Consider the following 14063-nt stretch of genomic DNA (forward strand, 5'->3'; position numbering starts at 1 on the left):
AACCCGCGCCCAGCTCGACTGCAAATCCAGCCGAGTCCTCAGCAACCCGGGACATTCGACGCTGCCTCAAGCGCACCAGCGCCCACCTGCGAACTGTCGGGTGACACCGCGCTGTGCAAGAAGCGTCGCTGTCCACATTCCCGGGCTGTCCACAGGGCACCCCACCCGTGGTCGCCAATTCTCGTAAAATGTCGTCGGGGGACGCCCCCTTGGGAGGGTGGGCTCCGATGATGAGCGCTGATCATGAACTGACGACGTTTCGGCCGGCTGCGGCGGCCGATGTGGAACGGGTGGCGCGCCTGCATGCCGACAGTTGGCGTCGCCACTATCGGGGTGCCTACGCCGACGCGTTTCTTGACGCTGATGTCGGCGCCAACCGGCTGGCCTACTGGTCCGCCTGTCTCGGCGCGGCGCCGGCCGTGCCGGCCCAGCTCGCCGCGGACTCAGGCCCCGCAACTGTCCCGGCCCAGCTCGCCGCGGAGTCGTCAGGCCCCGCGGACGCCCCGGCCCGGCCGGATGAGCGGCCCGCCGGGTCCGCGACCATCCTGGCCGAGCAGGGTGACCGCCTTGTCGGCTTTGTTCACGTCGTCTTCGACCATGACCCGACGTGGGGCAGCCTTGTCGACAACCTGCATGTTGCCGGCGATCGGAAGCGCACGGGTCTGGGCACCCGGCTGCTCGGACGGGCGGCCGCGCTCACCACGGGCGGGATCTATCTATGGGTGCTGGAGCAGAACTCGGCCGCTCAGCAGTTCTATGTGCGGCTCGGGGCTGTCCGGGTCGAGACGGCCACGGCCTCGGCTCCCGGCGGTGACCCGGCCAACCTCAACGGCACCCCGCGCAAACACCGCATGGCCTGGCCCGACGCCACGCGACTGGCCCCGGCCCGCAGCAGCTGATAACGACCCTGTCGGCTGCGGCTGTCAGTAGTAGGAGCGGTAGCGCCGCCGCCGTCGGCGGTGCGGGTCGCTCCACAGGTTGCGGCTCAGGAACAGGGCTATGCCGGCGACCACCACCACGATGACGCCGAGGATCGGCAGGCTGATCGGCGATCCGGATTCGCTCTGGGCGTCGGCGACCAGCGACGCCTGGGCCGCGTTACCGCCGCCGGCGGCCGGGGCCGCCGCGTTCGGCGGGGGCGCGGTGGGCAGCGCCGCGAAGTCGACCAGGTTGCTGCTCTCGAGCAGCGTCAGGTGGGTCATCACGAACTGGTTGGCGCGCTGCGCCAGCTTGCGGATCGTGTCGTTGCGGGTGCTCGTCCGGATCGTCGCGATGGCCGGGAAGATCTTGCCGTGGGCGGCGCGCAACCGGTCGATGTAGATCTGGTCGAAGTCCTTGCCCTGGGCGTCGCGCATCTCGGCCAGCCAGCCCTGCTGGTCCTCGTTGGGCTTGTCCGGCAGTTCGATCTTCAGCTTGGTGGCGGCCTCGCGCACCATCTTGTCGAGCACGATGTGCTGGTCGGCGATGTTGCGGCCGATCGCCTTGATCCGCGGGTCGTCGGACCGTTCCTGCGCCATCTCGCCGGCCGGGATCTCCCACAGACCGGCCAGCCGCACCTTCACCGCGAAGTCCCGGTCGGCCTCGGCGACCTTGCCCTTACCGGTGTCGGTGATCAGTTGGTTCGGGGGCAACGGCACCCCGGGCTCGGCCATGGCGGCCTGCGGCTGGATCACGATCAGGGCGGTGGCGGCCACCGCCACCCCGACCAGCCGGCCACGCCAGCGGGACACACGCTCGACGGCGGACACGTCAACCTCCTCGTCCTGTGGTTCCCCCACGTTCCTGATGTGCACTGGTACGGACGGGGGAGCCGTTCCGGATCAAAGGAGATCCACAGAAAACACGGAAGTGTGACGCCGAAGGGCGGCGCCGACCTGCGGCGCCGCCCTTCGATACGTCAGATAACGGTCAGATGGGGAGCCAGAGCGCCAGAACGTTCGGCGGCTCCCACCCGGTCAGCGACGTGTGCGCCTGACGGCACTGGTAGCGCACGCCGTTGTAGGTCACGATCTGACCCACCGCGTACGGGGTGTTGGGCGCCCACGACGTGGTGCCGGCGGGCGGCTGGGTCGTCGTCGGCGGCCGCGTGGTGGGGGCGGTCGTCGGCGGGCGCGTCGTCGGGGGAGTGGTCGCCGGCGGCTGGGTGGGCGGGTTGCCGCCCGCGCCGAACGGGCTCAGGATGATGCTGGCCCGCTGCGGGTCGCCGTCGTTGACCAGCGACTCGAAGCCGCCGACGTCGTCGTACGCGAAACCGTAGGCCTTCCCGTCGGCCATGTTGGCGTGGATGATCCGCGAGTAGTGGTTGGCCGCGCTGTTCTTGTAGAACGCGTTAGCGTCCAGCACCGGCTCCTGCGTCGAGGTGCCGAGCGTGCCCCGGACGAGGGCGGTGCAGATCGTGCGCCGCACCTCGCTCTGGATGAACGGGGCGACGTTGGGCGCGTTGAACACCCCGTCACAGCCCCACACGTTCGACGTCGTGGGCTTGTCGACCGTCGCGACCTCGGCCCCCGAACTGTCCGTGAAGCGCATGGTGTTGCCGACCGTACGGCCGAAGAACTTCCGATTCGGCTCGGCCGAGCGCGGAACCACGGTGAGCGTGCGGCTGGTGTAGGAGGCGAAGGCCGAGTTGATGTACGAGTCCAGGTAGTTGGCCGAGAACAGTCCGGCGTCGGTGGCCTTGCCCGGCGCCAGCACGCGCAGGACCGTGCCGTCGGAGCGGGTGATGACCGAGCGTTCCCAGCCGGGCTGGGCCTTGATCGCGTTGATCACCTTGTTGCGGCCGTCGTTCACGACATCGCCCGTACGCTTCGTCTGGCCGGCGCCGTTGGTCACGGTGACCGCGTGCGGGATGCCGAAGAAGTCGACCTGCGAGCTGTTCAGCCAGAGGCCGGCGTCGTTGAAGGTGAACTCGCTGGTGTCGAACAGGGTGTTGAAGTTGGGGTCACCGGGCGCCCAGGGCGCGGGCTGGACGAAGCCGTCCGGCGTGATGAAGAACTTGATCTTGTCGCGCATCGCCATGTAGACGCGGCCCGACAGTCCCTTGGGGATGCGGATCGTCGTGCTGCCGCCGTTGCCCGGGCCGGGGATCGACACGTCGGGCGCCGGAACGGGCGGGAGGCCGCCCGCGGGCCACGGGCTGAACGCGCCGGCGCTGTTCACCGAGCCCCAGCGGCCGTTCATGATGCCGATGACATAGAGGTGCACCGCGTCGCCGCGTCCGGTGTTGTTCGTGACGGTGACGGGGAGGATGGCGGGCGATGCCGCCGAGGCGGGGAAGGTGACCGCCGCGATGGGCGCGGCGACGGCCAGGGCCGCCACCGCGCTGAGCCATGCGGTTCGCTTACGCAAGTCGGCTCCTCGATTCTGCTCTGGGGGAGTGTGCAGAATCTCTTCGGAAAGTTAACAACTGTCAATGGAGCCGGCCGAACACTGCCCTTTCACTCGAAGAACTTGAGACTGAACCCGGTGTTCGTGTTCGCGCCGGGCACGTTCGCCCGCGAGTAGGTGGTGTTGCCCCACCAGACGAACGTGCCGGTGTACCAGTGCCGGTTCGCCCACGAGTACGGCGTGCCCTTGGCGACCGCGTGGTACATCATCGGGAACCGCGGACCGGCCGGCGGGCTCGTCGCGATGTCGCCGTTGAGCAGCACGAACGTGTGGTGGCCGGGCCCGTTGGCGGAGAGCGTGGGATCCCAGCCGGCCATCATGGTCGCTCGGTTCGAGCCGAACAGGCACCCGTTGCTCTTGTGCCAGTCCCACACGTACGTGGGATCGCCGCCGGCGCGCAGGCGCAGGTCGGCCAGGCAGTACTGGTCGCTCCAGCTGCCGTTGGCCGAGTACACGATGTGCAGCTGCCCGTTCGGGTCGCGGATCGGCTCCGGGCCCTCGTTGATGAACGGGTTGCCGACGACGCGTTCCCAGCTCTCGCGCGGCTGCGAGATGACGTACCGGCCGCCGGTGGTCGTGGTCGGGCTGCTCATCCGGGCGATGTAGATGTTCTGCTCGACGTTGGTGTCGCCGGCCCAGCCCGACCAGACGAACCAGCGCTGACCGTTGAAGACGAACATGGCGCCGTCGATGGCCCACTTGTCGTCGGGCAGGGCCATCCGCGTCTCACCCGTATATCCCGAGTCGGGCGCGGCGGAGCTGATCGCGTACATGCGGTGGGCGGAACCGCGGCCGGCCGAGAAGTAGATCCAGTAGCGCCCGCCGTCGGTGGTGATCTCGGGCGCCCACACCTCACCCAGGTTGCGGGTGTCGGTCCAGACCTGGCGCTGGGCCGTGCCGGCCAGACCGTCGGGCGACGAGGCCTGCCGGACGGCGATGCCGGCGCCGGTCGACTGCACCGAGATGTACGTGCCGCCGACCCGCAGCACGCTCGGGTCGGCCGCGCGCAGTGACGTCGGCCCGGCCTCGGCGGGCGCGGCGGTGAGCGCACCGGCGAGCACGAGAACGGCAGCTATGGCCGCCCCGCGTTTCACGATGTTCTTCATGACGAGTCCCTGGGGATGGGGGATGGGGATTCCTCAGGGTCGATCGAGATTTACATCGTTGTCAATGCGCGAACGGGCAACCGCGGGCGGAAAAGGGCACGCCGAAGAGCCGCCCCGCTGCCCGGGACGGCTGGCGTGGAGCCGGGGGTCAGAGCTGTTCGGGCGCTGTGTCCGGCACGATGACGAGAGCCTGCGGGGAGCGGCTCAGGGCAATGGTCGCGGCATGCAGGTACGCGCGGTTTCCGCTGGCCACGTATTCGGCACGCAGGAGGGCGGCGATCTCGTTCGCAGTCGCGACGGACGGGGCCTCGGCGTCAACAGTTCGGAACATCGTTCACACTTTCTCGATCAGGAACTGGACCATGATGCGCCCTCGCGAGCCCGGCGTCATCAACCGAACCGGTTAACGAGTCATTTGATCGCGAAGTGGCCGGCACAGGTGCGCTGCGATGGCTGGTGGCCGTTGGCGGGCGACCGGGTCCGCCTGGTGTCGCCGGCCAGCTTTCCGGAGGATGCGGGCCGGCGCCCTGGGCGGTCGGCGAGCTCGCGAAAGGGGATCTCGAGGCTTACTCCTGGCAGTCTCAGGTGACGCCGCCGAGGTCGCCTGGGAGCTGTTCGTCCCGGGCCGAGGAGAGATTCGAGGTACATGCATGGCGACGCCCCTCGTCTACTTCGCCCGTGCGGTTGACGGCCTGGAACGAGCCGGCCTGATCGCCGGCGCGGAGATGATCGGGTCCGAACTTCGGGAGTTCGGAATGCGAATGATCGATCCCGTCAGTACGTGGATGCAGGCGGTCGAGGGGAAGCCGGCCAGTGATGACCCGGCGGGCCTGGTGGAGTCCGACCTGGGGCTGCTGCGCCGATCCGACGGAGTCCTGATGGATATGTCGATCAAGGACCGCAACTACATCGGCTGCACCTGCGAGCTGACCTACGCCCACCTCTGGCGTATACCTTCGGTTGTCTGGGTCGGTGACACCGGGCTGGAGCAGCGCCCCTGGCTGCGCTACCACGCGACCGTTCTGGTCAACAGCCGCCAAGAAGCGATTCGGGCGGTCGCCGGGCTACTGCTTCACTGACTCCCGGCCCGTGACCGCCACCTGGATGCCCAGCAGAATGATGGGCACGACCAGGCCGAATCCGACTTCCTCAGCCTTGAAGACCCCGGTCGCCACCAGGGCCGTTCCGCAGGCGAGCAGCAATCCGATCGCCATCATTGCCCAATGCCGGGTCGCCCATGTTCTTCGGGCACGCCACCGGACGACGCTGAGCAGCCGCTGCGGCGCAATCTCCAGGTCGCGGCCGCCCTGAACCACCGCAGCCTGCGGGGACAACGGCGTCAGGACCTGTCCGCTGCGAAGCGGCAGCCGCGCCTTCACATCGGCGAGCGCTTCAAGGAAGGGCCAAATGGTCCATACGGAGAAGGTGGCCGAGCTGTCCACCCCTGGCCAACGTCCGTCCTCCAACTGACTTTCGCCGAGCGTATGCACGGAGGCGGCGATGAGATCGAATCGCACGGTGCCGGGTTGGCGGACCAGCGCCGACAGAGCGAAGGGCAACCCGTGGTGCCAGATGGTGTTCTCCCACATGACGACCGACCCGCCCGCACTGACCCGGGTCACGTTGTAACTCTCCAGTCGTGCGTGGTCGTCATGTACTCGAGCCGGGTCAAGATGACTCGTCAGCCAGACGAAACCCTCGGTGATGACGTCTGAGGAGACGCGATCGGCCGACGCCGGACCGGCGTCGATCAAAGCCGCCAGCACGTATGACGTGTGTGTCACGGTGGCGGGGTGTCGCGGCCGTTCTCCCCACGCATGGGAGGAGGGATCGCGGGCACCGACCAGCCATCGGACACCGCCGGCGATGGCCGGTGCTCGCTGATCCAACTCGCTCAGGGCGCGGACGGCCATAGCCGTCACCCAGACTCTTGACTCCTGACCTCGGAACGCACCCCAGCCACCGTCGTCGTTCTGATTGTTGGTCAGCCAGGTCATCGCCCGGCGGGCATCCGGCCCGGCAGCAGAGAGCAGAGTTCCGCAACACGCGAGGAGACGGGCCACCAGGGCGGTGGCCTCCGTCACCGGTTGTCCAGCGCTCGTGTTGACCGCCCAGCCGCCGTCGAGCAGAGGATCCTCAGACTGCACCTGGCGGCTCCGCAAGAAGCGCAGACATTCCTGCTCGTGTTCGAAGGACCGTCCGTGGATGAGGAAACTGCTCAGCCCCGCGGCCGTGGCCGACGGTCCGGGCGTGGGGGCGTCGAGCCGGTGATACCAGCCGCCACCATCGCCCTCACCCGAGCGGTAGGTGCGTCTGAGAAGATCGAGGCTCTGTGCCACGAGCGCATCGATGGTGCGTCCGTCGATCCCGTGCACAATCACCTCGCTACGGTCATCGTCGTTCCGTCATGAGGCCTTACGAGCCACCGCCCGGATGAACGCGCTCGGCTCGGTACACGCGTAGTGACCACGTTGGTGGGACGTCGACAGAAGGTCCCAGCCATCCAGGAGGTCCTTGATGTAGCCGTCGTCGAAGAAGTGCCGGACGTGGCCCTTTCGGCTGAAGATGTGCTCGCCCAACTGTTCGCCATCGCCGTAATAAGGGTCGTCGGTCGACTTCACGCTGAAGGCAAGAATTCCGCCCCGACGGAGGACACGCGCTATCTCACCGAAGATCTGCCGGGTGACGTCGTCGTGGAAGTAATGCAGTGCCAGATGCGAGTACACGCCATCAAAACATTCGCTCTCGAAGGGCAGTCGAGCGGCGATGTCATGGACTCTGAGGTGGGTCCGGCGCCGTCTCGAAAAGCTCCAGCCATAAACCTTCCGTCGAGCTCGCCGAACAGCCAGTGGCGAGAAGTCGAGCCCCGCCACACGATGACCGGCGGACCGCATGGCCAGCAGATCGTGCCCCTGACCACAGCCGATGTCAAAAACGTCGGACCCCGCAGTCATGCGGTCGAGGAACAGGTCGCGAAATTCGCGATGTGATTCGTCCTGGCCGCTGGCGCCACGTCGTCGGTGCCATTCGTTCCAAAAGGTCAACTGCTCGGGAAGATCGCGTTGAGTCAGGCGCATTGAATCGACTGCAATCTGCTAGGCGGGCTCGTTCAGGGGCAGTGGCTGGGCTGGCGTTCGCCAAAAATCATCCTGGGTCGCTCGGACGTTCTGCCATTGCGGAAACAGCGCATAGTCCCACTCGTCCGGGCGACCGAGCATCCGAGCGATGTGGCGACGGAAGTACTGCGAGACAGCAGCATCGGGGGAGTACTGCACCAAGCCGCCCGGCTCGCGATACATCAGATAGCCGTCCGCTCTCTCGGCAGCAGGTACCTTCACGAGATCGGCCAGCGTTCCGAGCGGCCGGACGGGAAGACCCAACAGGTCAAACGAGTATGCACCAGGCACGACATGGATGTGGGAGTGGGTAATACACGCGGATCGGCGCCGTTCCTCGGCTCGACAGGAGCCATGCTCGAACAGTGTGCTCGGTCCATACATGCGTTCGACCTCTGCCACCACGCGATCCACGAAGATCAAGAAATCGGGTGCCGCCGAAGTCGCAAGCGCCTGTACTGAGCTTTCGTGCTGAGCCGGCGAGATCAAGAGGTAGCCCGGCACGAAGGCGCCGACTGCACACATAGCTACGCCTACCTGATTCTGCCGGATAAGCGCGCGGTCGTACCACGGCAACGCTTGATCGTCGGTCGCATACACCTCGCAGAACAGGCAGTCGTGACGCGGAACTTGGGGCACAAGCTGCATGGCTTGCTCGCTCTTCGCTCGCCGGCACCGACAACTCAAGGTAACAGCGCGACAGCGGCACAAGGAAGCTCGCGGAAATTGATCGATCGCCGGAACGGGCTCCCAAGCGACGCGGTGTCAATGAATGGCCCGACGACTTGGTTGATCTCGTATCGACTGTTTCCATGCATTGGCCAGGCGGCCGATGTATCAGGTGACCGTGTCGAGGCGGAAGATTCGCAGGGTGCGGTCGGCTCGGGCGTCGTAGTCGTGGAAGGCCGGCCACACCCGCAGCAGCAGTGGCCACAACCGGTCGCGTTCGGTGCCCTCGACCAGGGTGGCCCGTACGGCCGTGGTGGCGCCGTTGATCGTGACCGTGGCCGACGGGTCGGCCAGCAGGTTGACCGACCAGCTCGGGTGGTGGTTCTGGCCCCAGTTCGAGCCGATCACGATGTAGGCGTCGCCGTCGCGGGCGTAGAGGACCGGGCGTTCGCGGGGCAGGCCGGTCTTGCGGCCGCGGGTGGTCAGCAGGAGGGTGGGCGGCGCGGTGCGCCAGCCGATCACCGAGACGCGGCCCCTCGTGAGCCGGATCAGACGCCGGTCGAGCGGCATCAGGAAGCGGCCGGAGGCGGCGAACCAGCGCCGGCGACCGAGGCGGACGATCAACTCGCTGAATCGCACGGCGTCACCCTATGGGTGATCCGACACCCGGAGCGAGGTGCCCAGGCCCGGCGCGGCCCGGCGGGCGACCTCGGTGGCCGCGGCGACGTCCCCGGGGGCCACCATGATGCGCACGATCGAGCCGGCCTGGACGTCGGCCCGCACCGACGCGTGCGGCACCTCGAACTCGGAGCGGACCGCCTCGTAGGCCAGGATCTGCGGCTCGGGGACGTTGCCCTTCTGGTCGGTCTGCACGTACAGGTACGGGCGGACGCGCGGGCCGGTCATCACGGTCAGCGACTGCACCTCGCGCAGGGGCTCGTGCCGGCCACCGTCGGCGACCATGTCGTGGAAGACGTCCATCACCGTGTCGGGGTCACCGGCCGTGACCGTGAACCGGCGCCGGACCAGGTCGCCGGCGTCGGACTGGTCGAGGTCGGCCTCGAGCACCCGGTCGTCCGCGGCCAGCGACTGCCAGAGGGCCAGTGCCTCCGTGTTCAGCGTGGCGGTGGGGACGACGGTGAAGGTGATCCGGTCGGCGGTGAGCCGGCCGGTCACGTGCTTGTTGCGGGTGACGTATTTCTGCAGCTCGCCGACCAGCTGGGTGACCCGCCCGGCGCCGGTGCCGTCGGCCACGACGAGTTCGCCGGTGGCCGTCCCGGCGAACGGCAGCGCGTTGTCGCCGCTGCTCAGCACCTCGGCCACGTCGGGGGTGCCGCGCCAGTCGTCGTCGAAGTCCGACGCGAGCGCGGTGCCTTTGTTGACCGCGCACCCACTCACCAGCACCACACCGAGAACGGCAGCAAGGAACCTCACAGGCGCAGGCTACCGATTTTGATCAAGCAAGCCATCCCGGGCGGATCAGGCCGGCCTCGTACGCGTAGACGACCAGCTGGGCCCGGTCGCGGGCGGCCAGCTTGATCATGGTGCGGCTGACGTGGGTCTTGGCGGTGGCCGGGCTGATCACCAGGCGGGCCGCGATCTCGTCGTTGGAGAGGCCCTCGGCCACCAGCACCAGCACCTCGCGCTCACGGTCGGTCAGCTGGTCGAGGGTGGCCGGCGGGGTGGCCGAGCGTCCGGTACCGCCGCCCGCGAACTCCCCGATCACCCGGCGCGTCACGCTCGGTGACAGCAGGCCGTCACCCGCGGCCACCGCCCGGACGCCCCGGATCAGCTCGACCGGCTCGGTGTCCTTGACCAGGAAACCCGAGGCTCCCGTACGCAGTGCCTCGAACACGTACTCGTCCAGCTCGAAGGTCGTCAGGATGACCACCCGGGTGCCGGACAGGGCCGGGTCGGCGGCGATCCGGCGGGTCGCCTCGAGGCCGTCGACGCCGGGCATCCGGATGTCCATGAGCACGACGTCCGGCTTCGTGGCCTGCGCCTTGGTCACCGCCTCGAGCCCGTCGGCCGCCTCGGCCACCACCTCGATGTCGGGCTCGGCGTTGAGCAGGGCGCGGAACCCGGCCCGGACGAGAAGCTGGTCGTCCGCCAGCAGCACCGAGATCATTCGTCGTCTCCCGTGGGTAGCAGCACCGACACCAAGAATCCGCCCTCGACCGGCCCGGCCTCGAGCGACCCGCCCAGACTCTGCGCGCGCGCCCGCATCCCGGCTATGCCGGTGCCGGCCGGTCCGCCCGCCCCGACCGGCGCTGCGACCTCGACGAACGTGTTCCGGACGGCCAGGTGCAACGCGGTCGGCAGGTAGTCGACCGCGATCGACGCCGTCGCCCCGGCCCCGGCGTGGCGGCGCACGTTGGTCAGCGCCTCCTGCACGATCCGGTACGCGGCCCGGTCGACCTCGGCCGGCAGGGTCCGTTCGTCGCCGGTGATCTTGGTGTCGACCGGCAGCCCGGCGTCGGCGGTCAGGTCGCCGAGCCGGCTCAGGCCCAGCATCGGCTGGCGCGGGGCGGCCTCGTCCTCGGTGCGCAGCGCGCCCAGCACCGAGCGCACCTCGCGCAACGCCTCCGAGCTGGCCGTCTTGATCGCCGACAACGCCTCGCGGGCCTGCTCGGGGCGGCTGTCCATCAGGTGCAGGCCCACGCCCGCCTGCACGTTGATCAGCGACAGGTGGTGGCCGATCACGTCGTGCAGTTCGCGGGCGATCCGCAGCCGCTCCTCGGACGCCTGCCGCCGCTGCTGCTCCTGCTCGGCGCGCTCGCGTTCGGCCCGCACCTTGACCATCTGGGCCATCTGCTCGCCCTTGATCTTGGCGATGCCGCCCAGGAACACGGCCACGAGGAACGCGACGGCGAGCAGCAGCAGCTGCCGCACCCCCGGCTGCACGCGCGGGTCGAGCCCGATCGGACCGGCGAAGACCCAGAAGATCAAGAGATAGGTCCCGTACGCGACCCCGCCGCTCACCAGCGCAGCCGTACGCCGCCCGGTGGCACCCAGATGGAACAGCGCGATGATCGGCGCGACCGTCCAGAACCAGTGCGGCTCGGCCATCGCGGCGAACCCCATCGACGCCGCCGCCGCGATCGCGAACACGGCCACCGGGTAGCGCCGCCGGAACAGCAGGGCGACCGGCCCCACGAGCAGCAGCAGGAACAGCGCGGGACGCATGGTGACCAGCAGGTGCCCGTCGTCGGCCTGCCCCTTGGCGCCGAGCGTCTGGAACAGCGCGGCCCCGATCGCCGCGCCGACCCCGGGATCACGCCGCCCGCGGAACGTCCCCGGTACGGGCGGACCGCTGAACCGGCCGTGGCGGTTCTCCCGGGCCCACGGGGGCGTCGGCCCGTGCATGTGCCTCACGCGCTGCCCCTTCCGCCTGCGGTTTTCTCCGGTGCCGACGACGCTACGGCACTCCCGGGCACGGCGGCATCGGAGCGCGGTGGCGGTGGCGTGTACTCCTGCGGGCGTACGCGGGAAGGGTGTTCTGCTCCTGCGGGCGTACGGGGAAACGGTTTTGCCCCTCCGAAGGCCGCCCGGAAGATGCTCCCGCGGGCCGACGCCCCGGGCCGGCGGAAACGCGACTCTGGTGGCACGACGTTTTAGGAGGCTGCGGTGCAACCCACAGAGACATGGTCCGACACCAAGCGGATGCGGACCTCGGACAAGGAGCGCGAGCAGGTCGCCGAGATCCTGCGGGCGGCGATGACCGAGGGCCGCCTGGACATGACCGAGGGTGAGGAGCGGTTGGCCAAGGCGTACGCGGCGAAGTTCCGCGACGAACTCGGCCCGCTCACCGCCGATCTGCCCCACGGGGGCCTGAGCGCCCTCGCCAACACGCCCGAGGCGAAGACCGCGACACGCCGGGCCCTGCGCCGGCACGCCTGGGTGATCATCTCGGTCGCCTCGATCCTGACCGGGTTGTGGATCCTCTCCGGGGCGACGTTCTTCTGGCCCGCGATCCCGCTCACCTTCCTGGTCATCGGCTTCATGAAGCACGCTCGCTACCAACGCTGGCGCTACGAGTACAGCCTCGGGCACGGGGTGGCGCCGTGGAACGGCCCGGGCTGGGGCGGCCCGCGGCAGTTCCACAGTGGACATCGGGGTTGTTGATCGCCCCTCCCCGCTCTGACAGGGTTGCCCGGTTCAGCGCGGGGAGGGTCAGCAACTTCATGATGGGTCCGTCGCACGCCCTCTCGGGGGCGACTGCCTGGTTGGCCGGCACCTGGGCGCTGGACCACTTCGCCGGTTACGAGCAGTCACCCCTGGCCGTGGCCGTGGGCACGCTCGTCTGCGCCGGGGCGGCCCTGCTGCCCGACCTCGACCTGTCCGGCAAGGTGACCCGCAACCAGGGCGGCGCGACCGTGGCCCGCACGTTCGGGGTGTTCTCGCTGTTCGTGGCCGAGGTCGTCGAGAAGGTGTCGCTCGGCATCTACACGGCGACCCGGCTCAGCCGGGACCCCCGGCGGACCAACGGCCACCGGACCTTCACCCACACCCTGCCCTTCGCCGCGCTGGTCGGCTGGGGCACCACGTCGTTGTGCGGCCACTTCGGGAAATGGGCCGTGGTCGGGGTCGTCTTCTTCATGGCCGGCCTGGCGCTGCGCGGCCTGTTCGACAAGTGGGCCGAACGCGCGGGCTGGGTCATCGTCACGCTGTGCTCGGCCGTGATCGCCTGGTTCACCGCGGCCAACCTGCCCGGCGACCGCGGCTACCCGATGCTGGGCTTCGCGGTGGCCGTCGGCTGCGTGGTCCACCTGTTCGGCGACATCATCACGTCGGCCGGCGTCCCGATCATGTGGCCGGTCCCGACCGGGCGCCGGCTGTGGCGAATGATCGGCGTCCCCAACGGCATGGCCGTCAAGGTCGGCGGCAAGGTCGAGACGGTCGTCCTCCGTACGGCGATGGTCGCGATCTCGCTCATCTCGATAGCCGCCATCTTCGCGCCGGGGCTGCTGCACCGGTTCGAGCTGGACGCATGGGCCGACGGCTTCCGGCACTGAGGCCCACCGACCGGCCTTAAGCGTTCGCTTAGCGGCCGAATCCACACTGGCCGGCATGCGAATGCGGATGATTGCGGGTACGGCTCTGGCCGGTCTGATGGCCCTGACGGCCGGATGCAGCAGCACGGATTCTTCCCAGGACCTGTCCGGTGACACGGGGATGACGGTGCAGGATCTGCATCTGTCGGTGTCGCTCGACGTCTCCGGTGCGGTCACGGCCAAGGGCACGAGCAACGCGCCGATGGCGACCAACAACGGCGTCGACTACGAGTCGTGCGACGAGTACGGGGCCGGCGAGTCGAACACGGACGGCGTCAAGTACCTCGTCCTGCCGCAGATGCCGATCGACAACATCGGCGGCCGGCAGGTGTTCATCGGCGCGATGATCAAGAATTATCACGGGGCCGGGACGTACGAGAAAGCCACTCTGACCGACACCGGCAGCCCGCCCGGGATCAGCTTCGCGGGCACGCTCTACTTCACGCAGAGCAACACCACGAGCCAGATCACCGCAGACGGCAAGGGCGGCGGCACCTGGACGTTCACCGACCTGTCGGTGCAGAACGCGGACGGCACCCACGGCGGCGGCGGTGACGCGGTGTCGGGGAGCGTCACGTGGGAGTGCAAGGAGTAGGGCGCGTCCGTTTTGTGACCCGGGGTAGTGACGGTGGTCGCTCAGTGCCATCATCGGTGGAATGGTGTTCGGGCGGCGCGAAACCTCCGGTCCCTTTTCGACACTCCGCGAACCGAAACCGGGGCCACCGTCTCTG

Annotated in this window: 16 protein-coding genes; 5 read left to right on the plus strand and 11 right to left on the minus strand. The window is 68.7% G+C overall.

Translation table 11 applies throughout. From position 1 onward, the window contains the following. Window positions 1–290 precede the first annotated feature (290 nt). On the plus strand, window positions 291–899 hold the full coding sequence (locus KOI35_RS20895) for a GNAT family N-acetyltransferase (protein WP_308121092.1): 609 nt from the start codon (window positions 291–293) through the stop codon (window positions 897–899). 24 nt (window positions 900–923) lie between these two features. On the opposite strand, the gene KOI35_RS20900 is transcribed toward KOI35_RS20895, so the two are convergent. The 4 genes from KOI35_RS20900 to KOI35_RS20915 form a co-directional block, all read right to left on the minus strand. Then, window positions 924–1748, minus strand: a complete 825-nt coding sequence (locus tag KOI35_RS20900) for a DUF4142 domain-containing protein (RefSeq protein ID WP_308121093.1) — start codon at window positions 1746–1748, stop codon at window positions 924–926. 160 nt (window positions 1749–1908) lie between these two features. Further along, entirely contained in the window at window positions 1909–3348 is a 1440-nt protein-coding gene (locus KOI35_RS20905) for a beta-1,3-glucanase family protein (RefSeq protein ID WP_246613449.1), read from the minus strand. An 89-nt stretch (window positions 3349–3437) separates the two neighbouring features. After that, window positions 3438–4493 carry a glycoside hydrolase family 43 protein gene (locus KOI35_RS20910; protein WP_215789180.1) on the minus strand — a complete coding sequence of 352 codons (1056 nt, stop codon included), beginning with the start codon at window positions 4491–4493 and terminating at the stop codon, window positions 3438–3440. Window positions 4494–4641: 148 nt separating this feature from the next. Further along, window positions 4642–4824 (minus strand): hypothetical protein, encoded by a 183-nt coding sequence (locus KOI35_RS20915; protein ID WP_215789181.1) that lies wholly within the window; start codon window positions 4822–4824, stop codon window positions 4642–4644. Window positions 4825–5143: 319 nt separating this feature from the next. On the opposite strand from KOI35_RS20915, the gene KOI35_RS20920 reads away from it, so the two are divergent. Further along, the gene (locus KOI35_RS20920; RefSeq protein ID WP_215789182.1) at window positions 5144–5572 is read left to right on the plus strand and encodes a hypothetical protein; all 429 of its coding nucleotides are present in this window, start codon (window positions 5144–5146) and stop codon (window positions 5570–5572) included. Here KOI35_RS20920 and KOI35_RS20925 read toward each other — a convergent pair. The 7 genes from KOI35_RS20925 to KOI35_RS20955 form a co-directional block, all read right to left on the minus strand. Next, window positions 5558–6874, minus strand: coding sequence for a prenyltransferase/squalene oxidase repeat-containing protein (locus tag KOI35_RS20925; protein ID WP_215789183.1), 1317 nt, complete (start codon window positions 6872–6874; stop codon window positions 5558–5560). The genes KOI35_RS20920 and KOI35_RS20925 overlap by 15 nt on opposite strands. A 24-nt stretch (window positions 6875–6898) precedes the next feature. Further along, a complete protein-coding gene (locus tag KOI35_RS20930) occupies window positions 6899–7570 on the minus strand; it encodes a class I SAM-dependent methyltransferase (RefSeq protein ID WP_215789184.1) in 672 nt (223 codons plus the stop codon). 18 nt (window positions 7571–7588) lie between these two features. Continuing rightward, window positions 7589–8257, minus strand: coding sequence for an HIT family protein (locus KOI35_RS20935; RefSeq protein WP_215789185.1), 669 nt, complete (start codon window positions 8255–8257; stop codon window positions 7589–7591). Window positions 8258–8446: 189 nt separating this feature from the next. Then, window positions 8447–8917: a nitroreductase family deazaflavin-dependent oxidoreductase gene (locus tag KOI35_RS20940; RefSeq protein ID WP_308121094.1), complete on the minus strand. Its 471-nt coding sequence runs from the start codon at window positions 8915–8917 to the stop codon at window positions 8447–8449. Window positions 8918–8926: 9 nt separating this feature from the next. Continuing rightward, on the minus strand, window positions 8927–9712 hold the full coding sequence (locus tag KOI35_RS20945; protein WP_215789186.1) for a hypothetical protein: 786 nt from the start codon (window positions 9710–9712) through the stop codon (window positions 8927–8929). Between the two features lie 22 nt (window positions 9713–9734). Beyond that, entirely contained in the window at window positions 9735–10406 is a 672-nt protein-coding gene (locus tag KOI35_RS20950; RefSeq protein WP_215789187.1) for a response regulator transcription factor, read from the minus strand. Then, window positions 10403–11644 (minus strand): sensor histidine kinase, encoded by a 1242-nt coding sequence (locus KOI35_RS20955; RefSeq protein WP_215789556.1) that lies wholly within the window; start codon window positions 11642–11644, stop codon window positions 10403–10405. The genes KOI35_RS20950 and KOI35_RS20955 overlap by 4 nt, the downstream gene beginning before the upstream one ends. A gap of 261 nt (window positions 11645–11905) precedes the next feature. On the opposite strand from KOI35_RS20955, the gene KOI35_RS20960 reads away from it, so the two are divergent. From KOI35_RS20960 to KOI35_RS20970, 3 genes are read left to right on the plus strand one after another with little or no spacing between them, the layout of a single operon-like run. Further along, window positions 11906–12403 (plus strand): DUF1707 SHOCT-like domain-containing protein, encoded by a 498-nt coding sequence (locus tag KOI35_RS20960; protein WP_308121095.1) that lies wholly within the window; start codon window positions 11906–11908, stop codon window positions 12401–12403. Between the two features lie 59 nt (window positions 12404–12462). Beyond that, entirely contained in the window at window positions 12463–13293 is an 831-nt protein-coding gene (locus KOI35_RS20965) for a metal-dependent hydrolase (RefSeq protein ID WP_215789188.1), read from the plus strand. A gap of 55 nt (window positions 13294–13348) precedes the next feature. Further along, entirely contained in the window at window positions 13349–13927 is a 579-nt protein-coding gene (locus KOI35_RS20970) for a hypothetical protein (protein WP_215789189.1), read from the plus strand. Window positions 13928–14063 lie beyond the last annotated feature (136 nt).

Source organism: Paractinoplanes bogorensis (assembly GCF_018829635.1).
GTDB lineage: Bacteria > Actinomycetota > Actinomycetes > Mycobacteriales > Micromonosporaceae > Actinoplanes > Actinoplanes bogorensis.